Here is a 23232-nt window from a genome sequence, read left to right as displayed (position 1 = left end):
ATAAGCAAGGCGCAGTGCAACATGAACAGCGACCAGCCGGGCCCCGCACAACGCGGTCATCCACAACTGGATCATGCACAACTCGATCTGGAGCATTTCCTCCCCTACCGGCTGTCGGTGTTGTCCAACCGGCTCAGCACGGCAATCGCACAACTGTATGCAGACCGGTTTTCGCTGGCGATGACCGAATGGCGGGTCATGGCGGTGCTGGGAAGGTACCCGGACCTGTCGGCCAACCAGGTCACCCAGCGCACCGCGATGGACAAGGTCGCCGTCAGCCGGGCGGTAGCGCGACTGATCGAGGCCGACTGGCTGGAGCGGACGCTGCACGAGAACGACCGTCGGCGCTCGATACTGCGCCTGAGCGCGGCCGGCTATCGGGTTTACGACGAGGTGGCCCCGATGGCACTGGAGTTCGAGCAACGCCTGTTCGGCGGCATGGACCCGGCACAACGCAAGCAGTTGTTCCAGTGGCTGGATCGCCTGGACGAGATGGAGATCGACGTCGCTGCGGCGCAGTCGCAGGGAACGTCTGATGTCTGAGCAAGTGTCGTCACTCCCGCGTCCGACTGGACTTCCTGCGGTCGAAGGCGGGAGCCTGGGGACGTCATCTCAGAGCACCGTCACTCCCGCGAAGGCGGGAGCCTAGGGACGTTGCTTTTCACGGGTCCACGTCCATGGATCCCCGCCTTCGCGGGGATGACGAGCAAGAGCGGGATGACGGGCAAGAGCGGGATGACTAGCAGGCATCAACAGAAACGGCGACCGAGGTCGCCGTTTTCTTTTTGATTGCGCGGCCGATTCACCGGCCGCGCTCAGACCGGACTGGTGTTACCTGAGTTCCTTGTCCGGACGGGTACCGGCCGCTGCCGGCTCGCCGATTTCGCTCTGACCGGCCAACTCCTGGTTGTGGTGGTCTTTGACGTCTTCATGCATCAGGCGTTTGATGAATGGCGAGATCAGGATCACCACGACACCGACACCGATCGCGATCCAACCAATCCGGCCATACACGTCCATCACCGGCGTCGCTCCCTCGATGGCGCCGGCCGCACTGCCACTGGTCGCCTGGGCAATCAACCCGGCGATGAAGTTGCCTGCCGCGCTGGCCAGGAACCACGTACCCATCATCAGGCTCACCATGCTGGCCGGCGCCAGCTTGGTCATGGCCGACAAACCCACCGGCGACAGGCACAACTCACCCATCGTGTGCAGCAGGTAGATCAGGAAGATGAAGATCACCGGGGTCGGATTGCCGGTCCCGGTCGCCACCACGCCGGCCACGAGCACCAGGAACCCGGCGCCGAGCTGAATCAGGCCAAGGCCGAACTTGGCCGGCGTCGATGGTTCCAGACCACGCCTTGCCAGCGATAGCCACAGCCAGGCGAACATCGGTGCCAGCAGGATGATGTAGATCGCGTTGAGCGACTGGAACATGCCCGATGGCACGGTCCACCCGAACAGCTCCCGGTTGACGTTTTCATCGGTATAGACGTTCAGCGAGGAACCGGCTTGCTCGAACAGCGCCCAGAACAGCGGTTGCAGCGCGATCAGGAACAGCGCCGCGAGAATCCGGTCGCGATCGATCTTGTCCAGCTTGAACACCGCGTTGTACAGAAACCATGCCACCACGGCCGCGCCCGTAAGGCCCAACAGCCCACCGACGACGGACTGGTACTGGACCAGCGCCCAGACGATCACCACTCCGACCAGGCCAGACACGTAGACCATCCACTCCAGGGGAACACCCAGCACCGGGCGCTTGAGCGCGTCGGTGTCGGGCGCTTCACCGTGACCGAGCAAGTGCGGCCGCCCCCAGACGAACACGATCAAGCCGAGGAGCATGCCGACACCAGCGGCGCCGAAGCCCCAACCCCAGCCGTAGGTCTGTCCCAGGTAGGCAACCAGCAACGAACCCAGGGCCGCGCCGAGGTTGATGCCCATGTAGAAGATCGTGAACGCCGGGTCGCGACGCGGATCGCCCTGGCCGTACAACTGACCCACGATCACCGAAATATTCGCCTTCAGGAAGCCGACGCCCATGATGATGAAGGCCAGTGCCAGCCAGAACACCTCGATGTAGGCCGAACCCTGCATCTCCGCCGCACCCAGGCCGCTTGCCGGTCCGGGCCCTTCGAACGCCATCAGTCCGTGGCCGATCACCAGCAGGATGGCGCCGAACTGTACCGCCTTGCGCTGCCCGAGCCAGCGATCGGCGATGTAACCGCCCACCACCGGGGTGATGTAGACCAGCGCGGTGTACGCGCCGTAGATGATGTACGCCTTTTCTTCCGCGAACAGCCAGTGCTGCAGCAAATAGAAGATCAGGATCGCGCGCATGCCGTAGTAGGAGAAGCGCTCCCACATCTCGGCGAAGAACAGTACGAAAAGACCGCGCGGATGGCCCAGGAAGGTCTTGCCTTCCCCGAACGGTGCTGGATTGCTGGCCACTGGTTTTGCTACTCCTGAAACGGTGGTCGACTGCCTTGCGGGCCGTCTGTCTGGACTTGCACTGGCCGCTTCACGGCACGCAGTACGGAGCGGACCACCCGGCACTCGCACCGGGCGGAAGCGCGTAGGTGTAACCGGTTCCCTGCGTGTCCGTCAAATGAACGGGGTCATGATGCAATGCAACAATTCGTCGGGGACATGTGTCCGATGTGATCCGGTTACGGGCCGGCCGCGGCGGGCGCGCTGCCCGGTTTGGTGCCAATGGTGGTGCGAACCTCGAACAGCTCGGGGAAGAACGTCAACTCCAGCGCCTGCTTGAGGAAGCCCACACCCGACGACCCTCCGGTACCGCGCTTGAAGCCGATGATCCGCAACACCGTGCTCATGTGCCGGAACCGCCACAGCTGGAACTGGCTTTCCAGGTCTACCAGGTCCTCGCACAGGTGGTAGGCCTGCCAATGGGTCGCCGAATCCTCGTAGATGCGCGCGAACACCGGGATCAGCCCGGGATCGGACACATGCGCCAGCGACCAGTCACGTTGCAACAAATGCGCCGGCACGGCATGGCCATGGCGGCTCAGATAGCTCAGCGCTTCGTCATACAGCCCGGGGTTTTCCAGCACCTCACGCAAGTTCGCCTCCGCCTCCGGATCGTGCGCGAACACCTTCAGCATCGCGGCATTCTTGTTGCCCAGCAGGAACTCGATCTGGCGGTACTGCAGCGACTGGAAACCCGACGACGGCCCCAGGATGTCGCGGAACCGCATGTAATCCGATGGCGTCAGCGTTTCCAGTACCGACCACATCTCGGTCAGCTGATGGAGCACCTTCTTGCACCGCGCCAACGCCTTCTGGCAAGCGCCCACTTTATCGTCGCGCAGGTGCCCGGCGGCGGCCTTGAGCTCGTGGATCATCAACTTCATCCACAGCTCGGAGACCTGGTGCTGGACGATGAACAACAGCTCGTCATGTTCGGCCGGACTGGACAACGGATGCTGTGCATCCAACAGCCGGTCCAGGTGCAGGTATCCCGCATAACTCATCCGTCCCGACAAATCGGTATGGATGCCGGTTTCCAGCTGGCGCTCGTTCTTGTCCGCGCTCATCGCATGCTCCTCAGGTGGACGGCAAGGGTAGCGCATGGGCCTGCCCCAACTGCCACGCCCTGACCCCGCTTGCCGCACCACACAACGGCTTTTTTCACCGGGCCGGGTATGATTGGCGCCCTTCGTATGGTCCCGGGAAACATCGTAATGACGGTCGCTGCGACATTTGAAATCGAGTACCTGCAATACCTTGGCGAGGACGGCAAGCCGGTCGGTGAGTTGCCAGAGGCGTTTCGCGACCCCAAGGCGCTGCTGCCATTGTTCAAGCAGATGCTGTTCGTGCGCACCTTCGACAGCAAGTCCATCAAGCTGCAGCGGACCGGCAAGCTGGGCACCTACGCCGCAAGCCTTGGCCATGAAGCCACCCACGTCGGCATCGGCGCCTCGATGCGCCCTGAAGACGTTTTCGCTCCCAGCTACCGCGAGTACGGCGCGCAGTTCATGCGCGGCGTACAGCCGCGCGAAGTGTTGCTGTACTGGGGTGGCGATGAGCGCGGCAATGATTTTGCCCACGCCCCGCACGACTATCCGTGGTGCGTGCCGATCTCGACCCAATGCCTGATGGCGGCCGGCGCGGCGCTGTCGTTCAAGCTGCGCAAGCTCGACCGCGTCGCGGTGGCCTGCTGCGGCGATGGTGGCTCGTCGAAGACCGATTTCTACGCCGCGTTGAACTCGGCCGGTGCTTTCAAGTCGCCGCTGGTGTTGTGCGTGATCAACAACGGCTGGGCGATCTCGGTGCCTCGCAGCTCCCAGACCGGCGCGGAGACGCTGGCCCAGAAGGGCATTGCCGGCGGCCTGCATTGCCTGCAGGTGGACGGCAACGATCTGATCGCGGTGCTGGAAGCCATGCGCCGGGCCACCGAGCGCGCCCGCAGCGGTGGCGGCGGCAGCGTGATCGAGTTCATGACCTACCGCCTGCACGACCACACCACCGCCGACGATGCGACCCGCTACCGCGACGACGCCGAGGTCAAGGCCGGCTGGACCCGCGAGCCGATGCTGCGCCTGCGGACCTACCTCACCGACCAGGGCCTGTGGTCGGAGGCCGAGGAAACCGCTTGGATCGAGGAGTGCGGCCGCCTGGTCGACATCGAGATCAACGCCTATCTGGAGACCCCGGTACAGCCGGTGGAAGCGATGTTCGATTATCTCTACGCCGATCCACCGGCCGACCTGCTGGAACAACGCCAACAAGCCATCGACCGGGAGGGCCGCGCATGAGCACCACCACCAAACCGGCCAGCAAGGCCGCCGAAACGCCCAAGGCCGCTGTCGCCATCACCCTGATCGAGGCGATCACCCAGGCGCTGGCCTACGAGATCCGCGCCGACGACGCCGTCGTGGTGCTGGGCGAGGACGTCGGTGTCAACGGCGGCGTGTTCCGCGCCACTGCCGGCCTGCACGCGCAGTTCGGCTCCGAGCGGATCATCGACACGCCGCTGGACGAGACCACCATTGCCGGCCTCACCGTCGGCATGGCCAGCCAGGGCATGAAGCCGGTGGCCGAGGCCCAGTTCGACGGCTTCATGTACCCGATGGTCGACTTCATCGTCTGCCACGCCGCGCGCATGCGCTACCGCACCCGCGGCCGGCTGACCTGCCCGATGGTGCTGCGGGTGCCGTGGGGTGGCGGCATCCGCGCGCCGGAGCACCACAGCGAGGCGAACGAGTCGATCTTCACCAACGTGCCCGGCCTGCGCGTGGTCATGCCGTCCTCGCCGCAGCGCGCCTACGGCATGTTGCTGGCGGCGATCCGCGAACCCGATCCGGTGATCTTCTTCGAGCCCAAGCGCATCTACCGGCAGTACAAGGAGCTGGTGCCCGACGACGGCGAGGCGCTGCCGCTGGACGTGTGCTACGTGCTGCGTGACGGCACCGACGTGACCCTGGTGACCTGGGGCGCGCAGGTCAAGGAGGCCCTGGAGGCCGCCGACAAGCTGGCCGAGGAAGGCATCAGCGCCGAGGTCATCGATGTGGCCACGCTGCGTCCGCTGGACTTCGCCACGATTGCCGAGTCGGTCAGCAAGACCGGCCGTTGTGTGATCGTGCACGAGGCCCCGAAGACCGCCGGTTTTGGTGCCGAGATCGCCGCCCGCCTGGCCGAGGAGTCGATGTACGACCTGGTCGCGCCGGTCGAGCGCGTCACCGGCTACGACACCCACATCCCGCTGTTCCGGCTGGAGATGAAATACCTGCCCAGCGTTGCTCGCGTGGTCGAGGCGGCGAAGCGCGCAATGGCCGCCGGCTGAGGCAAACGAGGCACTGGATTCCCGCGTCCGCGGGAATGACGATCATTCTTGACGAAGACTAATGCTCATGACCGCACAGAACACGTTCTACCTGCCAGACCTCGGTGAAGGCCTGCCTGACGCCACCATCGTGGAATGGTCGGTCAAGGTCGGCGACACGATCCGTCTGGATGACGCCCTGGTGTCGATGGAGACCGCCAAGGCAATCGTCGAGGTGCCCTCGCCGGTCTCCGGCAAGGTGCTGAAGCTGGCCGGCGCGGCTGGCGACGTGATCATCACCGGCGCGATGCTGGCGCAGTTCGAAGTCGACCCCTCGATGCCACAGCGCGCGGCGGGCCAGGACACCGGCCATGGCCACGGTGGTGCGCAACCCGACACCAGTGTCGGCAGCCCGGACCCGGCGCCGGACAACAAGGTCGTGGCCTCCGACGAAGGCGGCGCCATCGAGGAGAACGGCGAGGCACCCAAGGGCGAGCCGCGCAAGGACAGCGGTACCGTGGTCGGTGCGATGCAATCCTCCGACACGGTCCGTAGCGAGCAGGCCAGCAACGCTGGCGGGGTCAAGGCGATGCCGGCGGTTCGCGCGCTGGCGCGCAAGCTCAAGGTCGACCTGTCACAAGTCACCGCCACCGGCGCCGATGACGTGATCACCATGGGCGACGTCAAGCAGGCGGCCGCGGATGGCTCGGCCAAGCTCGGCTCCGCTCCGGTGGCGCGTGCCGCCGATCGCGCGCCGGCACCGTCCCCCGTACCGGCGCAACGCAGCACCCTGTCGCAGGCCGGCAAGCCGATGCGTACCCAGCCGCCAGGCGTGCCCGCCAGTGGCCAGCCCGAGCAGCTCAAGGGCGTGCGCCGCAACATGGCCCGGGTCATGGCCGACGCCCACGCCAAGGTGGTGCCCACCACGCTGGTCGACGACGCCGACCTGCACGCCTGGATCGGCAAACAGGACATCACCGCGCGTCTGATCCGCTCGATCGTTGCGGCCTGCAAGGCAGTGCCGGCGCTCAATGCCTGGTTCGACGGCGACAAGCTGGTGCGCACGATGCACCCGCATGTCGATATCGGCATCGCCGTGGACACCGACGACGGCTTGTTCGTGCCGGCGTTGCGCAATGCCGACATGCTCGATGCGACCGGCGTACGTGGCGCCATCAAGCGCCTGCGCGCGCAGGTCGAGGATCGCTCGATCCCGGCCAGCGAACTGTCCGGCTACACCATCTCGCTGTCCAACTTCGGCATGTTCGCCGGCCGCTACGCGACGCCGGTGGTGGTGCCGCCGACCGTCGCCATCGTCGGTGCCGGCAAGCTCTCCCATGACGTGGTCGCAGTGATGGGTGGCATCGAGGTTCATCGCCGGATGCCGATCTCGCTGACCTTCGATCACCGCGCGGCCACCGGCGGCGAAGCGGCGCGGTTCCTGAAGGCACTGCTGGACGACCTGTCGGCGCCGAACTGAGGCACGCGACACCGCGGAGTTTCAAACCGCCACGCCGTTATCTCCGCTTCGGCGGGGATAACGGCCGGCACTCTCAGGTGCTCCTTGCAGCGACCTTGTCGGCCTCGGCCGCGGCGAGCTGACCGAGCGACGCCCTGACCTCGTCGGCGCTCACGCCATCGACCAGCATCAGCGTTGCATCGCCCCCCCCGAAACCTTCGCGCTTGAGCGCAGCAATGCGCTGCCCGGCGTCCTTCGGCGAATCAAAGCCCGCGCTTTGCAGCAGCACGCGGTCGCCATCGACCAGCTTGAAATAAAACCTGCCATCGCCTTCGCGATACTGCTTGAGCGACGGCAGCACGCCCTTCACGGCAAGCTTGCCGACGGCTTCGGCAGACGCCTTTGACAGGTCACGCAAACCGACCGCCTCGCGCAGGGTTGCCAGTGCCGGTGCGGCGCGCTCCACTCGCAGGCGCGCCGCTCCATCGCGCAGGATCGCCTCGATCTCCGCCGGCTTCGCCATCAGCGTTTCGTACTTCTCACGCAGCGGCGCCACCTCGGCATCGATACGCTCGAATAGCGCCTGCTTGGCCTCGCCCCAGGCGATGCCGTCGACAAACGCCTGGCGCATCGCCTCGGTCTCCGCCGGGGAGGCGAACGCCTGGTAAAGCTGGAACACGTTGGAGCCGTCGGCATCCTTGGGCTCGCCGGGTGCGCGCGAGTCAGTGACGATCGAATAGATCAGCTTCTTCAATTGCGCACGCGGAGTGAACAACGGAATCGTGTTGTCGTAGCTCTTGCTCATCTTGCGACCATCGAGGCCGGGCAGGGTCGCTACCTGCTCCTCGATCTGCGCCTCGGGCAAGGTGAAATACTCGCGACCCATCGGCGCGCCATATAGATGGTTGAACCGCTGGCCGATGTCGCGCGCCATCTCGATGTGCTGGATCTGGTCGCGGCCGACCGGCACCTTGTGCGCGTTGAACAGCAGGATATCGGCCGCCATCAGCACCGGGTACATGAACAAGCCGGCGGTGATCCCGGCATCGTCGTCCTCATCGGTCTCGCGGTTCTTGTCGACCGATGCCTTGTAGGCGTGGGCACGGTTGAGCAGCCCCTTGCCGGCAACGCAGGTCAGCAGCCAGGTCAACTCGGTGGTTTCGGGCACGTCGGATTGCCGGTAGAACCAGACCTTGTCCGGCTCCAGGCCACACGCCAGCCAGGTCGCGGCGATCTCCAGGGTTGAACGCTGCACCCGCGCCGGATCCTGCACCTTGATCAGGGCATGGTAATCGGCGAGGAAGTAGAAGCTTTCCACCCCGACGATACGGCTGGCAGCAACGGCGGGGCGGATCGCGCCAACGTAGTTGCCCAGGTGCGGCGTGCCAGAAGTGGTGATGCCGGTGAGGACGCGGGAGTGCTGCATGGTGAGTCGACTGGGAGTACGGCCGACCAGTTTACCCGCAGCGGGTTTTTACCGACGGCCACTCGCGCCCACGTAGAGCGACGCAACGAAAACGGGCCGGTTTCCCGGCCCGTCTGTAGTTACCACGACCCTCGTTGCCCCGTGGCCCTTGTCTGATCAGCCCAGGGTCTGGCTGAAGTCCTTCACTTCCTGGTCCGCACGTTCGCGGTCGTAACCGTATTTCTCCTGCAACTTGCCCGACAGGTAGTCGGCGTTACCTTCGGCGACATCGAAAACGTCGTCGGTCAGGTCGCCCCATTTGGCTTGCGCCTTGCCTTTGAGCTGGGTCCACTTGCCGGAGATGATGTCCTTGTTCATGGATGTTGTCCTCGCTTTTTGGGGGAAGGGAAGAGCTGACAGTGCCGTAGCACTGCGACGCCAGTATTGTCGTCGGCCCGTTCAAGCCGCGTCACGGTTGCGTTATCTGCTGATGACGAGCGCAGGCGTCGGTGAAAACTCCCGTTGCCGCAAATGCAAAAAGCCGGATTGCTCCGGCTTTTTGCAGCGAACCTGCTAATCGAATCGACCGATCAGCACTCTGTCGAGGTATCGCAATCGATGTGACCTTCCGCCTCATCTTCAATTGCATCACCGGCCTTCTGCACGTCTTCACCCACACCGGCCATCGTGTGGCAGGCGGTCAGGGTGCCCATCGAAAACAGGGACAACAACATCAATGCAATCAATCGCTTCATGGGTTTCTCCTCGGGACAGATGATCCAGTTACACATTGGGCCGCGCTCGTTGTCTGCAGCCGTGAAACCATCATCGCGAAGGCATGTGAAGCCTGCGTGCACCGCAAGGGGTCGGCGACCAATCCAACAGCGGCCGCTGCGGTAACCGTTCAGAAAACCCGGGCCGCGCTCGCTCAGCCGCGCATCAGGGTGGATTTGCCAAACAGGCTTTCCACCAGGTCGACGGCGACCAGCGCGGTCATGTTGTCCCGGTCCAGGATCGGGTTGAGTTCCACGATATCCAGCGACGCCATGCGCCCACTGTCGGCAATCATCTCCATCACCAGTTGCGCCTCGCGGTAGGTCGGGCCACCCGGCACGGTGGTGCCCACGCCAGGCGCGACGCTGGGATCCAGGAAGTCGACATCGAAGCTGACGTGCAGGTGGGTGTTGTCGTCCATCCCGTCCAGCGCCTCTTCCATGACCTGCTTCATCCCGACCTCATCGATGTAACGCATGTCGTAGACGTCCAGGCCATGCTTCTTGACCAGTTGCTTCTCGCCTTCGTCAACGGAGCGGATCCCAATCTGGCGAACCATCGACGGCTGGATCGCCGGCGCATCGCCCCCCAGGTGGGTCAACTCGCGCGGGCCCAACCCACACAGGCAGGACACCGGCATGCCATGGGTGTTGCCGGTGGGAGTGACATCGCTGGTATTGAAGTCGGCATGGGCGTCAAGCCAGAGCAGGCGCAAGGTCTTGCCGGTCTCGCGGCAATGACGGGCGACCGCCGTCACCGAGCCCAGGCCCAGGACGTGATCACCGCCCAGCATGATCGGCATCCGGCCAGCGGCAAGTTCGGCATGCACCGCCTCCATTACCAGCCGGTTCCATTCGGTGACTTCAGGCAGGTGGCGGTAACCATTGACCGGCCCCTGCCACGGGTTGCGCGGGCCTTCCAGGTTGCCGCGGTCGAGCACGTCGATCCCGCGCGCCGTCAGTGCCTCGCCGATCCCGGCAATCCTCAGCGCCTCCGGCCCCAACCGGGCCCCCCGGTCCCCTGCCCCGACGTCCGTGGGCGCGCCAATGATCGAGACGGGTCGATAGGTACGGTTCATGGTGCCTCCAGAACTTGGTGCCGGCTGTCAGAGTCGAACTGACGACCTACCGCTTACAAGGCGGTTGCTCTACCAACTGAGCTAAGCCGGCGAATCGGTCATTCTAACGCGGCGGCGGGGTCGGTTGATCCGTGGCCGACGATACGGCCGGCAGGTCGGCATCAAACACCTCGCAGTCGATCGGCTCGACGCGGGGGGCGTCGATCACTGCCTGTGCGTCGACGGGGTCAAATGCTTCCCCGGCGCCTGCGTCCAGCCAGTGCTCAGCCGGTCCCGCGCCGATGGGGATGACGCGCGCGGCAAACCCGGCGGCGACCACCCTGGCGGCGTGCTGGCGCGCCGAAGACTCGCCGCCGAACAATCCCAGCGAGATGGCATTGGCCTGGCCACCGTCACCGATCACGTAGTAGTCCTTGAAGCCGGCGGCGAGCACACGCTTGGCGGTGTCCTGCGCTTCATCCCGGCTCGGCAATGGGGGCAGCAGCACCTGCCAGCTGCGTGGAGTGCCCGCGGACAAGCTGCGGGTCCGGGCACGCAGCAGCTGCGGTTGCAGGCGAAACTGCGCCTGCCTGGCCGCCCCGGCATCGGCGAATGGCCCAAAGCGAACGCATTGGCTGGGCTCGGCCGGGACCTGCTGCGCTGACGCGGACGAGGGCACCTGGACAATCGCTGGATCGGCCCGTGTCTCCGTCACCAGTTGCAAACGGGCGACACCGGCCGCAATGACAGGCGCGTCGGCGGGCGCAGGCACACGCAGCGCCCACCACAGGGCGACGCCAAGGTTGAGGACCACCAGAAGGACGGCAAGTGCGCGAATCAGCATCCGCCGATTGTATCGATCCCTTGCCGCAGCGCGAGGTCAGGCGGGATCCTCGACCCGCGCCCAGTGGGCAAGCCCGTCCAGTACCAGCCGTGGCACCCAACGCGCCTGCGGCAGTCGTGGCAACAATGCCGGCGCGCCGCCGCCGTGCAGGTACAAGGTGGGAGCGACGTCCAACTGTTCACGGGCCATGGCCAGGCTGCGCTCGATCAGCCCCAACGCCGCGCCCTCGCAACCGGAAACCAGCGCGTCGAGGGTGTCGTCGGCGAACTCGATATAATTCCCGCCCGTCTCCGGCAACTGCCGTGCGCGCCGATGCAGGGCCTCGCGCATCAAGCTCGGCGAGGCGGCAATGCGGCCCCCGCGATGCAGCCCCTCGGCATCCATCAGGTCGATGGTCAAGGCGGTACCGACCGCGCACACCAACGCCGCACCATCACCGCGTGCATGCGTGGCGAGCATGGCCAGGAACCGGTCCACACCCAACCGCGAGGGATCCGCGTAGGCCACTCGAAGCCCATGCCGACCGCGCGAGGTGCGGGCGATCGATATCCGCCCACACCGCGGCGACAGCGCCTGCAACAGGGTCACCCGCAATTCGTCGGAGGCGACGCTGGCCAGGTAGGCGACCGGTATGTGCGAGGGCAGGCGCCGCTCCAGCTCGGCAACCAGGTTGTCGTTACGATGATCGATCGCGACGACCTCACCGGCACTGCCGTCGTCTTCCATCGGCGCGCACTTGAGCCGGCTGTTGCCCAGGTCGAACAGCCAACGTCGCGGCGAGTGCGGGGTTGGCACCATCAGTCGGCGCCGATCCGGCGCACGCTGACGTCACCGGAATGGAACGACTTCTCGCTGCCATCGTCCAGCCGTACGCGCAACGCACCGTCCGCCGCCAAGCCGATCGCCGTGCCGGTCTGCTCGCAGCCTTCGCCGCGCAAGATGATGGCTTCGCCTGCCAGTGCATCCATCGCGGCGTAGCGCGGCAACAACGGCCCCAGTCCGCTGCGGTCGAAGGCGTCCAACGTTGTCACCAGTTCTGCCACCAATGCGGAAGCCACGGCGTTTCGCGAAGGTGATTGCTGTAACCCGGACAGATCGCACCAGGGCTGATCGACCCGGCTCGCGTCGCCGTCGGGCATGCGCACGTTCAGCCCCAGCCCGATCACCGCCCGCACCGGTCCGGCGTGTTCGCCACCTCCCTCGACCAGCAGCCCTCCCAGTTTGCGCAGGCTTCCGTCGGGTCCCGCCACGACCAGGTCGTTGGGCCATTTCAGGCGAACCTGACGGAAGCCCAGTCCATGCAGCGCATCGACACTGGCAATCCCCGCCGCCAGGCTGAGGCCGCCGAGCCGTGCCAGGCCACCGGTGAAGCCGCGCGACAACGACAGATACAGGTGGGCGGCAAGTGGCGAATGCCAATCCCGCCCGCGGCGGCCTCGGCCCCCGGTCTGGCGCTCGGCCAGCAACACGGTGGCGCCGCCGTCTTCCGCGCACGGTCGGCGCAGCAATTCGCTGTTGGTCGAATCCAGCGTCCAGGCCAGCTCCAACGACGCCATTCGCGCGCGCACCGGCGCCGACAGCCCCGCGATGATGGCGTCGCTATCGAGCAGGTCCAACGGCCCGACCAGCTGGTAACCACGGCCCGGCTTGGCATCGATCGCCACCCCGGCCCGGCGCAACGCCTCAATGCGCTTCCAGACCGCGGCGCGGGTCTGGCCGCCGTCGCGTGCCAGCGCATCGCCCGATACCGGCCCCTGGATCAACCGCTTCAACAACGCCCGCTCGTCCATCAGCGCGCCACCGCTGCCGGGCGATTTGGCCGCACAGCGAATGGCCGGCGACAGGAACGGACGGAAGGAGACATGGCTCGATTATGCGCGAACGCGCACCAGTGCCGGCTCACGGGCACCCCACCGTTGTCATGTTGCGATGCAACATGATGCTGCTACACCCCACGGGTTTTCGCGTTATAGTCGGGGATCGACGGGATCAGAATCCCGCTGCGCCGAGGTTTCCAAGATGTTGCGGATCGCCCTGTGCTTACTGTTGCTTCTGATTAGTTCGACCGTGGCTGCGCGCGAGGTCAAGATGAGCTCGCCCGACGGTGGTGGCTGCCCGGATGACGGCATCAGCCAGCATTCCGATGAGATCGCTCCGGCCATGCATCTCAGCACTCCAGCCCGCAGCGAGACCATCAAGATCAAGCCCGGCATCCAGACCGAGACCCCCTCCAACCGTTCGCCGTCGATCCGGTTGCACAGCTTCGTGCCGGGCATGTTTCGTTGATCCTTGAGCAATTTGCTGCGTCGCTTATGGCGCCCTGCCGACCCGATTGACCCGACCTTGTGGCGCGAAACCCGCGCCGCATTGCCATGGCTGGCCGGACTGGATGCCCCACGCGAGGCACGGTTGCGGCAGCTGGCGTCGCGCTTCCTGCGCACCAAGACCATCACCCCCATTGACACGCTGCAACTGGGCCCGGCGGATCGCTGCCTGCTGGCGACGCTGTGCTGCTTGCCATTGATCGAGTTTGGCGAGCAAGGCCTGCAGGGTTGGTCGCAACTGATCATGTATCCGGACGCGTTCCGGGTCGAGCGCAGCCACATCGACGCGGCCGGGGTTTTGCACCAATGGCAGGACGAGTTGATCGGCGAGGCCTGGGATGCCGGTCCGGTAATTCTCTCGTGGGCGGACGTGATGGCGGACTGCGCCGATCCGCGCGCCGGCTACTGCGTGGCGGCGCATGAGATCGCCCACAAGATCGATGTCCTCGACGGCGTGCTTGACGGCACCCCGCCGCTGCCGCGTCGCTGGCAACGTGAGTGGGCGCGCGATTTCCAGGCCGCTTTCGACACATTGGTCGCCCAGGTCGACGCTGGCCGGGAGACCGCGATCGATGCCTATGCGGCGCAGGCTCCGGAAGAATTCTTCGCGGTGGCGACCGAGTACCACTTCAGCGACCCGGCAAGCCTGGCGCGTGCGATGCCGGCGGTGGCCGCACACCTGGTGCGGTTCTATGGCCCGTCGCCGTTTGCGCGATAGCGCCGGGGCACAGCGCACCCGTTTACGGCATCCCGGCTTACCGCATGCTTGCCTACAAGCGGGGAGGCAACTGGATCTCGAAACGGGCGCCGCCGAGCTCTGCGGATTCAGCCACGTCCAGGGTCCCGCGATAGGCACGCACGATGTCCTGCACGATGGCCAGGCCAATGCCGTGGCCTTGCACCCGCTCGTCGCCGCGCACGCCGCGCTGCAAAACCAGCGCAACCTGCTCCGGCGCAATCCCCGGCCCATCGTCTTCCACCGCAATCACCACCCCAGGGCGGCGATTGGGCGCATCCCCACCGGCCTTGACGGTCAGCAACACACGTGAATCGGCCCATTTGAATGCGTTCTCCAACAGATTGCCCAGCAACTCCATCAGGTCGCCGGGCTCGCCGTTGAACTGGACTCCCTCGGCGATGTCGAACTCGCACAACACGCTTTTGTGCGCGTAGACCTTTTCCAGGCTGCGCACCAGTTGCTCGGCGTGCGGCTCGATGTCCAACGGCGCCGAGAACAGCGCATGGCCACCGGATGCGGCGCGAGCAAGCTGATAGGAGACCAGGTCGTTCATCCGTTGCAGTTGAGTGAGTACGTCCTCGCGCAGCTCGGTCTCCGGCGCGTCGTCTTCCAGCCGCGCACGCAGCACCGCCAGCGGTGTCTTGAGGCTGTGGGCGAGATCGGCCAGGGTATTTCGCTGCTGATCGAGGTTCTCGCGCTCACTTTCGATAAAGGCGTTGATGCTCTCGGCCAGCGGCTCCAGCTCGCGCGGGTGGCGCTCACTCATGCGCGACATCGCGCCGCGCTGGACCCGCTTGAGTTCCTCGATCACCCGTCGCAGCGGATGCAGGCTCCAACGCAGGACCAGCCCTTGCAGCAACAACAAGACTAGGCCTGCCCCACCGAGATACCGCCACAAGGCTTCGCGGAACACCTCCACCTGGCGGCTCAACGCGGTGGTGTCTTCCAGGATATAGATCGTGTAAGGGAACTCGGCGCGCGGGTCATCGCCACCGGCGTAGATCAGGCCACGCCCATAGCGATACGCCTGTCCGGGCTGCCCATTGATCTCGGTGATCTGCAACGGCCCTTCGAAGGTCTCCCGGCGCGCATCCAGCAGGTTCCCATCGGGCAATACCGGACCGACCGAGGACGAGGAGTCCCATCTGCCATTGGGCAATACCACTTCCGCGTACAGGCCACTGCCCGGACGCTCGAAACGCGGGTCCGGTGGCATGTAAGGCGGGATGAACGTGCCGTCACGGGCAAAGTCGCTGTCGGCATACGCCAGGGCATAACTGCGCATGCGCTGGTACAGGTTGCTTTCCGCCGTTTCCAGGAACGCGCGATCGAGCGCGACACCGGCCAGGGCGAGGAAGGCCACCAGGCCCAGGCTGGCGGCCAACAGTTGGCGTGCCTGCAGCGAACGCGGCTGGGTCCGACTCATCGTGCGCGGGTGACCGCCGGTGCGCGGTTATTCGCCGCTGCGCGGGATGGCGAAGCGGTAACCCCGACCGCGCACGGTCTCGATCGGTTTCAGGCTGCCTTCGGGATCAAGCTTCTTGCGCAGCCGCCCGATGAAGACTTCCAGCACATTGGAGTCACGATCGAAGTCCTGCTGGTAGATGTGCTCGGTCAGGTCAGCCTTGGAGACCAGCTCGCCGGCATGCATCATCAGGTATTCCAGCACCTTGTATTCATAGCTGGTGAGATCGACATTGACCTCGTCCACGCTTACCGTCTGCGCGGCCAGGTCCAGGCTTACCGGGCCACACTCAAGGGTGGGTTTGCTCCAGCCCGCGGCGCGGCGCACCAGCGCGTTGATGCGCGCCAGCAGCTCTTCTACATGGAATGGCTTGACCAGGTAATCGTCCGCGCCCTGCTTCAGCCCCTCGACCTTGTCCTGCCAGCTCGATCGAGCGGTGAGGATCAATACCGGAAATTTCTTGCCCTCGTCGCGCAGCGCCTTGATCAACTCCATCCCCGACATCCTGGGCAGGCCAAGGTCGATGATGCCCAGGTCGAACGGCACCTCACGGCCCATGTACAGGCCCTCCTCTCCGTCCTGCGCGGCGTCCACCGCATAGCCTTCGCGCTTGAGGCGCGCGGCCAAGGTTTCGCGCAACGGCGCTTCATCTTCTACCAGCAGGATTCGCATGGTTACTCCTTGGGTGCTGTCGGCTGCCCTGAACAGGGGAGGTTACGACGCAGGATGGCTGTTCAGTTGTTGTCGTGGCGTGTACGCAGTCAATCGCCCTGCGCAGCGTGATTGCGCGGATCATCAACATACACGCGGACGCGCCCGCTGGAGTCGACGATCTTGATGCGATTGATGTCACGCCCATCGTACGGCACCCGCTCGGCGCTGATCACCTCGCCGTCGGTCCGTCGTTCCACCCGACGCACGGCCTCGGACAACGCGCGCTGGTCTGCGACGCGCTCGTTGTCGTGGCTGCGACGTTGCGTCGGTCTGGCCTGACCGCGCTCGATACCCGCCCGGTCCGACTCGCGCGCCTTGTCACGGGTACGCTGCGCCAACGCATCACCGCCCGCCATCGCCGTGGCAATGAAGGCAATCAACGAGGCGAAGATGACGACGCGGCGGGACATGACGCTCCGGGGCCGCGCAACAGGCGCAGCCAACTGGATGAGGGCCTTGCATTCTCGTGACGAGGCGGTGAATCCGGTCTGAACTTTTTCTTCACATCCCGGTCCCGTTCAGTATCGCCGGGCATTGACGCCCATCGTCAATAGATCTCGCCCACGCAGCAGCGCAGCGCCCCCTTGCAGGCCCAGGCGATGGAGGAAGGGTCAGGCCGTGGCGGCATCGGACTGGAACGACTCGGTGACCGTCAGCGCGCGCCCGACCAGCCCCCAGTCGGCGCCGGGCTTGTGTGCGCCCTCGCTGAGCACCTGGCGGAACGCCCGACCGCCGCGTTGACCGGCAAACAGGCCAAGCAGGTGGCGGGTAATGTGCTTGAGATAGACGCCTCGCTCAAGCTGGCTCTCGACGTAGGGCCTGAACTGGCGCAACAGCTCGGCACGCGGGCGCACCTCACCGCCAAACCAGTCGGCGTCAAGCCGGTGCAGCAGGTAAGGATCGTGATACGCGGCGCGGCCGAGCATCACGCCGTCGACGTGGTCCAGGTGCGCGCCCGCCTCGGTCGCCTCGTTGATGCCGCCGTTGACGATCACCTGCAGGTCGGGCCGCTCGCGCTTGATCCGGTACGCCCAGTCGTAACGCAGCGGCGGCACCTCGCGGTTCTCCTTTGGCGACAGGCCCTTGAGCCAGGCATTGCGCGCATGCACCACGAACATCCGGCAGCCCGCGGCGGCAACCTCGTCGATGAAGGCGCGGAAGCGCTCGTAGTCGTGGTCATCATCGACCCCGAGCCGGCACTTCACCGTCACCGGCACGCTGCACGCGTCAACCATGGCCGCGACCGACGCGGCGACCAGCGCCGGCTCACGCATCAGGCACGCGCCGAACCGTCCGGCCTGGACGCGGTCGGAGGGACAGCCGCAATTGAGGTTGACCTCATCGAAGCCGATATCGGCCCCGATCCGCGCCGCCTGGGCCAGCAGTGCCGGCTCGCTGCCGCCCAGTTGCAGGGCGACCGGATGCTCGACCGGATCGAGCGCCAGCAATCGCGCACGGCCCTCCTCGGTCTTGCTGCCGTGAATCACCGCATTGGCGTGGACCATCTCGGTGTACAGCCGCGCATGCGGCGCGAGCAGACGATGGAACACCCGGCAATGGGTATCGGTCCAGTCCATCATCGGGGCGACGGAAAGACGCAGCGACGCCTCATAGCGGGCTCTTCCCCGACCTATCAAGCTTTCAGCCTCATTGTCAGGGGTCACGTTCTCGGCCACTTACGGGAGTTTCCGGAGGTTTTTTGTTAACCGAGAGCTACATTCTAGGCTGTGTAGCACCCATGGGGACCATCGTCAGCCGCCGTCGCAAGGACGGCTCGTCAGGGTACACGGCTCAAATCCGCATCAAGCGATGGCACGGTGGACGCTTCCAGCGGCAGTTCAATCCGGACCGTGGTGCCCTCCCCGGGCATGCTGTCCACCTCAATCCAGCCGCCGGCATCGACAATGAGGTCGTGGGCGACGGCCAGGCCCAGCCCGGTGCCCTGCCCCACCGGCCGAGTGGTGAAGAAGGCTTCGAACACGCGCGCACGGGTAGCTTCGTCCATGCCATGGCCGGTGTCGCGCAGGCCGAGCGCCAGCCGATCCTTCGCCGCTGGCGGATGCAGCTCGACGTGGAAAGTGCCGCCGTCGGCCATCGCCTGGTTGGCGTTGGCCGCAATGTTGAGGATCATCAGGTCGAACTGCGCGTGGTCGAAGCGGATCGGCAGCGACTGCTCCGGCACGTCCATCCGGATCGCCACCGTCGGGTCGAACAGTTGCCGCAGCATCGGCTGCATGTCACGCAGCGCCTGGCTGGCATCGAAGGTTTCCGGCATCGCGACATCGCGTCTGCTGAAGTTCAGCAGCTTCTGGCTGATCGCGGTCGCACGGCGTGCAGCCGACTCCACTCCTGCCAATGCCTTCCTCTGCGACTCGGGGTCGCTATCGTCGCGCCGGCCCCGCTCCGCATGCCCGATGATCAGTCCGAGCAGGTGGTTGAAGTCGTGCGCCAACCCGCTGGCCAGCCGACCTACCGCCTCGACCTTCTGGGCGTGAATCAATTGTCCGTGGATGCGCTCGCGCTCGAGGATCTCGGCTTGCAGTCGCTCGTTGCTGCTAGTGAGTTCATCCCCGCGCAGCGTTGCCGCCTGCAGGCTCTCGCGCAGTGCGGCCACCGTGCGGTCGACCACGATCGCGATGAACAGGAAGATCAACGCGGCGATGATGCAATCAACGGCCGCGACCAACGCGGCGTCGCCGTTGTCCATGGCACGGAAATCCACCACGCTGCCAACGGCGAACGCCAGCACCATCCAGCCGTACATCAACCACAACGCACGCCGGCCGATCACCAGTCCGGCGATGATCAGCCACACGGCCTGGATCGGCTGTTCGTAGCGACTGGCGCCGAATCCGCTGCCGAGGTAACCCAGCAGTGTCCCGACCGCGAGCACCACCATCAGCAATCGCACCGCACCCTGGAAGCGGCCGCGCCGTACCAGCCACAGATCGAACAGGGCGAAGACGCTGATGACGATGCTGGTGACCAGGCTGGCGGTCTCACCTGGGCGCCATGGGGTGTCGGCGCCAAAGATGCGATACAGCCACATCAACGGGGGCGTGAACGCCAGCAACAGCAACAAGACCTGCAGCATGGGCGCATTGCGCCGGTCGACCAGACCGTCGATGGGCGCGCGCGACAGCCACCCCGACAACGCCCGCCATGGATTGCCTATCCAGCGAATTGGTGCAGGCAGAACAGTACTCATGAACGCCCCTCGTCATGCTCGGATGCAGCCGAGGGAGCGACTCTACAGCAGGCCGGCCGTTGCCCGATCCTCCTGCATTCCTGCACACACGACATACAAGTGACGGGTATCACAGAGCGGGCATTCGAGCCGGGGGCACGCGCAATCCCGCGTAGGATGAGTAGAGCGGAAACTGGTGCGAGCGGCGCATCAGGATGCGGGACGGCAAGTCTAATGCGGTGACAGCGGCACTGCATGCCGGGGACAAGAGGACAACGACGTGGTTGACGACAGACAGGTGATCCTCGTGGTGGAGGACGACGCCGAATTGCGTGACGAAATCCTGAGGCCCGGCCTGCATGACGCCGGCTTCGTCACGGTCGGGGTCGGTAGTGCCATTGAGGCCTACCGCAGCATGCTGTCGCGGGACTACTCGATGTATATCCTCGACGTCGGTCTACCTGACGAGGACGGCTTCACTCTGGCGCGCAACCTCCGGACGCTGACAAACGCCGGCATCATCATGCTGACGGGACGTCTGCGTTCAGACCAGGATCAGGCCCGCGGGTTGGACCTGGGCGCGGATGCCTACATCACCAAGCCGGTCGACATCGGCGTGCTGGCCGCCACTGTACGGAGCGTCCTGCGACGGATCGCGGAGACCACTGCCCCGCCGACCCGACCTGCTGCCACCGGGTGGCAGTTGGACCTTGAGGGTTGGTGCGTGGTCGCTCCAAGCGGGCGCAGGGTGCCATTGACCCAAGCCGAACGCATGCTGCTGCACCTGCTCTTCGCATCGGCGAGCGAAGCCGTCACCCGCGCGACCATCACGACGCAGCTCACGCTTGACCTGCACGACTTCGACCCGCATCGCCTTGAAATGCTGGTCCACCGGCTGCGCCGGAAGGTGATTTCCGAATCTGGCGAAGCGCTCCCACTACGCGCTGTGCGGGGCATCGGTTACGTCCTGACGCCAGTCTGACCGTGGGTTTTGGACTGCCAAACCCAACCTTGGCTGGCTCGCCGTCGTGCTGTGTTCGGTGCTCGCTTGCGGCATTCACTTCCCTTCAGGCGGGAAGCTCGCGGTGCAAGATATCGATAAACGCAGTGAGGGCTGTTGATACCTGACGACGACCCGGATAATAAAGGACGAGGCCTGGGAATGGTGGACACCAGTCTGTCAGCACTGCGGTAAGGCGGCCATCGGCGAGGTAGTGTGCCGCCGAGAGTTCTGTCACGAAGGCGATACCCAACCCCCCCGCAGCAGCCTCGACCATCAGCGTGTTGCTGTTGAGCGTCAGTGCGCCGGGCGCGTCAATCGTCACTTCCTGGCCTCGGCGCTCGAATTCCCACCGGTAGAGCTTTCCGCTTGCGAGTCGGTGACGAATGCAGGCGTAATGTTGGAGGTCGGTTGGGCTGCTCGGGGATCCTGCTCGGGCCAGATACGCGGGGCTCGCGACCGCGAGGAACCGGGTGTCGCCTCCAAAACGTACGCCGATCATGTCTTGCGGCACCATCTCGCCCAGTCGGATTCCCGCGTCAAAGCCTTCCGCAACAATGTCAACCAGTCGTCCATCGCTGACAAGGTCAAGCGCAACGTCCGGATAGTCGGCGAGGAACGTCGGTGCGACGTGGGATAGAAGAAGACGAGCCGCCGGCTCTGGAGCATTGATGCGCAGCGTCCCACGTGGCGAGGCGCGGAACATGTCAACCCCTGCAAGCGCGTCATCTATCCCGCGCAGCACTGGCCGGAGGCTGGCAAGCAGACCCTCGCCAGCCTCAGTCGGCGATACGCTACGCGTGGTCCGATTGAGTAACCGAACGCCCAGTTCGCGTTCCAGTCCGCGCAGCGTATGGCTGAGCGAAGAAGGCGACAACCCCAGTTCATCGGCGGCTCGTCGAAAGCTGCGTTGCGTTGCAACCGCCACAAATGCGGTCAGATCGCGCAGTGTTGGCTCAGACATTACTGGTGATCCTTCATTGCCCCATCCTAGATTAGTGGCCTAGTTTCACCTATTCAAGCCGCCTACGCTGTCTCCACTAACCGACGTGGAGAACGAGCGTGGCCAAGACAATTCTTGTTACAGGGGCATCCAGCGGCATCGGAAGAACGACAGCCAAGCTTTTCCAGGAGCGTGGCTGGAACGTCATTGCATCCATGCGCAGCCCTGGCAAAGAGGTGGAACTGGGACAACTGGACAACGTGTTGGTCACCCGACTGGACGTGACGGACACGAATACGATCAAACAGGCCGTTACCGCCGGTCTGGATCGGTTTGGCACGATCGACGTGCTCCTGAACAATGCCGGCTTCGCCGTCTATGGCCCGCTTGAGGCGACACCGATCGAGTCGATCCGGGAGCAGTTCGAAGTCAATGTCTTCGGTGTACTGGAAACGATCAAAGCCATCCTGCCGCACATGCGCGAGCGTGGACAGGGCATGGTCATCAACGTCTCATCCATAGGCGGCGTGATCACCTACCCGCTCGGCACGCTTTACCACGGCTCAAAATGGGCTGTCGAGGGCTTGTCGGAAGCGCTTAGTTTCGAGTTACGCGAAGCGGGTATCGCCGTAAAGATTGTCCAGCCCGGCGACACATTGACCGATATCCGGATCGATCTCAAAACCGACGACAGCCTCAGACAGTACGGCCACCTGGTCTCGACATTCATGGACTCTTACAAGCCTATCAAGGCGAAAGGGTCCGATCCTGTCGTCGTCGCGGAAGTGATCTATACCGCCGCATCCGATGGCCAGGACCGGCTGCGTTACCCGGCCGGACAAGACTCGGTCGACAAAATCACGAGGCGGCGAGCGGACGGCGACGAGCTATTCCTTAGCGCCATCCGCCGCCAGTTCAAGGTTCAACCGCGTCTTGGTGCAACCTCCTGACTCGCTCTAACACGAGGAAATTTCACATGGTTACTTTACGAACAAGGTTCGATACTAGGGATCAAGTGTCTGCCGATGGCGTCAAGAGGCTCCTGCGCGAGTTGAATGGCAAGGTTCGATCTGAAACGGGCCACCTCTCGTACCAGACCTTCTCGACAAAAGAGGAGACCACTTGCTGGGTGCTGGAAAGTTGGGAAACCCAAGCGGACGCGGATCGGCATGGTGAGCTGGTCATGACCAACGGAACCGTTCACCTCAACCGTTGCCCGCATACGCCAGGCACCAGGCCTGGGGGCTGATATTGCCGGCGACGATGATGCAGGTTCCATCGGCACCGGGGTCCTTGCCCGGTACGAAGTTGGCGCAATTCACGCACGCGGATGTTCCCTTTGGCTGATCCTGGTATTGCAGTGTCGATTTGCTCGCCTTGCCGGCGTCGGCGGCCGCGTCGGCGCGTGCCGACGCGGGCCAGGCCAACAGCGGCAGGCTGGCGGCCGCGCCGGCGGCCACGGCCAGTTTCCGGAGCAGGACGCGGCGTGAGATGTCGGGAATGAACGTGTCTGTCATGGGGTGGTCCTCTGGAGAA

The 23232-nt window shown here is 64.9% G+C and carries 25 protein-coding genes and 1 tRNA gene; 9 read left to right on the top strand and 17 right to left on the bottom strand.

Features of this window, described 5'->3' with window-relative positions; all coding sequences use genetic code 11:
• Nucleotides 1-21: 21 nt before the first annotated feature.
• Nucleotides 22-543 carry a MarR family winged helix-turn-helix transcriptional regulator gene (locus ACW7G6_RS08260; RefSeq protein WP_456978225.1) on the top strand — a complete coding sequence of 174 codons (522 nt, stop codon included), beginning with the start codon at nt 22-24 and terminating at the stop codon, nt 541-543.
• A 288-nt stretch (nt 544-831) separates the two neighbouring features.
• Here the strand turns inward: ACW7G6_RS08260 and ACW7G6_RS08255 are convergent, their stop codons facing one another.
• Both ACW7G6_RS08255 and ACW7G6_RS08250 read right to left on the bottom strand, forming a co-directional pair.
• Nucleotides 832-2451, bottom strand: a complete 1620-nt coding sequence (locus ACW7G6_RS08255; protein WP_456978224.1) for a peptide MFS transporter — start codon at nt 2449-2451, stop codon at nt 832-834.
• 218 nt (nt 2452-2669) lie between these two features.
• Complete coding sequence (locus ACW7G6_RS08250; protein ID WP_456978223.1) at nt 2670-3557, bottom strand: tryptophan 2,3-dioxygenase; 888 nt, start codon at nt 3555-3557, stop codon at nt 2670-2672.
• 147 nt (nt 3558-3704) lie between these two features.
• Here ACW7G6_RS08250 and pdhA point away from each other — a divergent pair, with 147 nt between their 5' ends.
• From pdhA to ACW7G6_RS08235, 3 genes are all read left to right on the top strand, one after another.
• Nucleotides 3705-4778, top strand: coding sequence for a pyruvate dehydrogenase (acetyl-transferring) E1 component subunit alpha (gene pdhA, locus ACW7G6_RS08245; protein WP_456978222.1), 1074 nt, complete (start codon nt 3705-3707; stop codon nt 4776-4778).
• Nucleotides 4775-5806 carry an alpha-ketoacid dehydrogenase subunit beta gene (locus tag ACW7G6_RS08240; protein WP_456978221.1) on the top strand — a complete coding sequence of 344 codons (1032 nt, stop codon included), beginning with the start codon at nt 4775-4777 and terminating at the stop codon, nt 5804-5806. The genes pdhA and ACW7G6_RS08240 overlap by 4 nt, the downstream gene beginning before the upstream one ends.
• Before the next feature lie 67 nt (nt 5807-5873).
• Complete coding sequence (locus ACW7G6_RS08235; protein ID WP_456978220.1) at nt 5874-7265, top strand: dihydrolipoamide acetyltransferase family protein; 1392 nt, start codon at nt 5874-5876, stop codon at nt 7263-7265.
• Between the two features lie 73 nt (nt 7266-7338).
• Here the strand turns inward: ACW7G6_RS08235 and ACW7G6_RS08230 are convergent, their stop codons facing one another.
• The 8 genes from ACW7G6_RS08230 to ACW7G6_RS08195 all read right to left on the bottom strand — a co-directional run bounded on the left by ACW7G6_RS08230 (nt 7339) and on the right by ACW7G6_RS08195 (nt 13114).
• The gene (locus ACW7G6_RS08230) at nt 7339-8670 is read right to left on the bottom strand and encodes a tryptophan--tRNA ligase (protein WP_456978219.1); all 1332 of its coding nucleotides are present in this window, start codon (nt 8668-8670) and stop codon (nt 7339-7341) included.
• 156 nt (nt 8671-8826) lie between these two features.
• Nucleotides 8827-9027: a CsbD family protein gene (locus ACW7G6_RS08225; RefSeq protein WP_456978218.1), complete on the bottom strand. Its 201-nt coding sequence runs from the start codon at nt 9025-9027 to the stop codon at nt 8827-8829.
• Between the two features lie 212 nt (nt 9028-9239).
• Entirely contained in the window at nt 9240-9404 is a 165-nt protein-coding gene (locus ACW7G6_RS08220; protein ID WP_456978217.1) for an entericidin A/B family lipoprotein, read from the bottom strand.
• A 173-nt stretch (nt 9405-9577) separates the two neighbouring features.
• A complete protein-coding gene (rocF, locus tag ACW7G6_RS08215; RefSeq protein WP_456978216.1) occupies nt 9578-10501 on the bottom strand; it encodes an arginase in 924 nt (307 codons plus the stop codon).
• Between the two features lie 15 nt (nt 10502-10516).
• Nucleotides 10517-10592: transfer RNA gene (locus ACW7G6_RS08210), tRNA-Thr, on the bottom strand.
• Nucleotides 10593-10604: 12 nt separating this feature from the next.
• Nucleotides 10605-11324, bottom strand: coding sequence for a hypothetical protein (locus ACW7G6_RS08205; protein ID WP_456998001.1), 720 nt, complete (start codon nt 11322-11324; stop codon nt 10605-10607).
• Nucleotides 11325-11360: 36 nt separating this feature from the next.
• Nucleotides 11361-12122 carry a type III pantothenate kinase gene (locus ACW7G6_RS08200; RefSeq protein WP_456978214.1) on the bottom strand — a complete coding sequence of 254 codons (762 nt, stop codon included), beginning with the start codon at nt 12120-12122 and terminating at the stop codon, nt 11361-11363.
• The gene (locus tag ACW7G6_RS08195; RefSeq protein ID WP_456978213.1) at nt 12122-13114 is read right to left on the bottom strand and encodes a biotin--[acetyl-CoA-carboxylase] ligase; all 993 of its coding nucleotides are present in this window, start codon (nt 13112-13114) and stop codon (nt 12122-12124) included. Before ACW7G6_RS08195 ends, ACW7G6_RS08200 begins: the two co-directional genes overlap by 1 nt.
• 256 nt (nt 13115-13370) lie before the next feature.
• Between ACW7G6_RS08195 and ACW7G6_RS08190 the strand changes: the two genes are divergently transcribed.
• Together ACW7G6_RS08190 and ACW7G6_RS08185 are read left to right on the top strand one after the other, a co-directional pair.
• Nucleotides 13371-13610 (top strand): hypothetical protein, encoded by a 240-nt coding sequence (locus tag ACW7G6_RS08190; protein ID WP_456998000.1) that lies wholly within the window; start codon nt 13371-13373, stop codon nt 13608-13610.
• Between the two features lie 3 nt (nt 13611-13613).
• Nucleotides 13614-14366: a M90 family metallopeptidase gene (locus tag ACW7G6_RS08185; RefSeq protein ID WP_456997999.1), complete on the top strand. Its 753-nt coding sequence runs from the start codon at nt 13614-13616 to the stop codon at nt 14364-14366.
• A gap of 52 nt (nt 14367-14418) precedes the next feature.
• Here ACW7G6_RS08185 and ACW7G6_RS08180 read toward each other — a convergent pair whose 3' ends face one another.
• The 5 genes from ACW7G6_RS08180 to ACW7G6_RS08160 form a co-directional block, all read right to left on the bottom strand.
• A complete protein-coding gene (locus ACW7G6_RS08180; RefSeq protein ID WP_456978210.1) occupies nt 14419-15813 on the bottom strand; it encodes an ATP-binding protein in 1395 nt (464 codons plus the stop codon).
• Between the two features lie 27 nt (nt 15814-15840).
• Nucleotides 15841-16524 carry a response regulator transcription factor gene (locus ACW7G6_RS08175; RefSeq protein WP_456962492.1) on the bottom strand — a complete coding sequence of 228 codons (684 nt, stop codon included), beginning with the start codon at nt 16522-16524 and terminating at the stop codon, nt 15841-15843.
• 89 nt (nt 16525-16613) lie between these two features.
• On the bottom strand, nt 16614-16976 hold the full coding sequence (locus tag ACW7G6_RS08170) for a PepSY domain-containing protein (RefSeq protein ID WP_456997998.1): 363 nt from the start codon (nt 16974-16976) through the stop codon (nt 16614-16616).
• Nucleotides 16977-17177: 201 nt separating this feature from the next.
• Entirely contained in the window at nt 17178-18200 is a 1023-nt protein-coding gene (gene dusA, locus ACW7G6_RS08165) for a tRNA dihydrouridine(20/20a) synthase DusA (RefSeq protein WP_456998140.1), read from the bottom strand.
• Nucleotides 18201-18343: 143 nt separating this feature from the next.
• Nucleotides 18344-19774: a sensor histidine kinase gene (locus ACW7G6_RS08160; protein ID WP_456997997.1), complete on the bottom strand. Its 1431-nt coding sequence runs from the start codon at nt 19772-19774 to the stop codon at nt 18344-18346.
• Between the two features lie 277 nt (nt 19775-20051).
• On the opposite strand from ACW7G6_RS08160, the gene ACW7G6_RS08155 reads away from it, so the two are divergent.
• Nucleotides 20052-20735 (top strand): response regulator transcription factor, encoded by a 684-nt coding sequence (locus ACW7G6_RS08155; protein ID WP_456997996.1) that lies wholly within the window; start codon nt 20052-20054, stop codon nt 20733-20735.
• Between the two features lie 85 nt (nt 20736-20820).
• On the opposite strand, the gene ACW7G6_RS08150 is transcribed toward ACW7G6_RS08155, so the two are convergent.
• Nucleotides 20821-21717 (bottom strand): LysR family transcriptional regulator, encoded by an 897-nt coding sequence (locus tag ACW7G6_RS08150; RefSeq protein ID WP_456997995.1) that lies wholly within the window; start codon nt 21715-21717, stop codon nt 20821-20823.
• 98 nt (nt 21718-21815) lie between these two features.
• Between ACW7G6_RS08150 and ACW7G6_RS08145 the strand changes: the two genes are divergently transcribed.
• Both ACW7G6_RS08145 and ACW7G6_RS08140 read left to right on the top strand, forming a co-directional pair.
• Complete coding sequence (locus ACW7G6_RS08145) at nt 21816-22646, top strand: SDR family oxidoreductase (protein WP_456978205.1); 831 nt, start codon at nt 21816-21818, stop codon at nt 22644-22646.
• Between the two features lie 26 nt (nt 22647-22672).
• On the top strand, nt 22673-22945 hold the full coding sequence (locus ACW7G6_RS08140) for a putative quinol monooxygenase (protein ID WP_456978204.1): 273 nt from the start codon (nt 22673-22675) through the stop codon (nt 22943-22945).
• Here ACW7G6_RS08140 and ACW7G6_RS08135 read toward each other — a convergent pair.
• Complete coding sequence (locus ACW7G6_RS08135; RefSeq protein WP_456997994.1) at nt 22902-23213, bottom strand: high-potential iron-sulfur protein; 312 nt, start codon at nt 23211-23213, stop codon at nt 22902-22904. The genes ACW7G6_RS08140 and ACW7G6_RS08135 overlap by 44 nt on opposite strands.
• Nucleotides 23214-23232 lie beyond the last annotated feature (19 nt).

The sequence above is a fragment of the Lysobacter sp. A421 genome, assembly GCF_054052145.1.
Note: the sequence above shows the minus strand (reverse complement) of the source record. Positions and strands in the feature narration are given on the sequence as shown.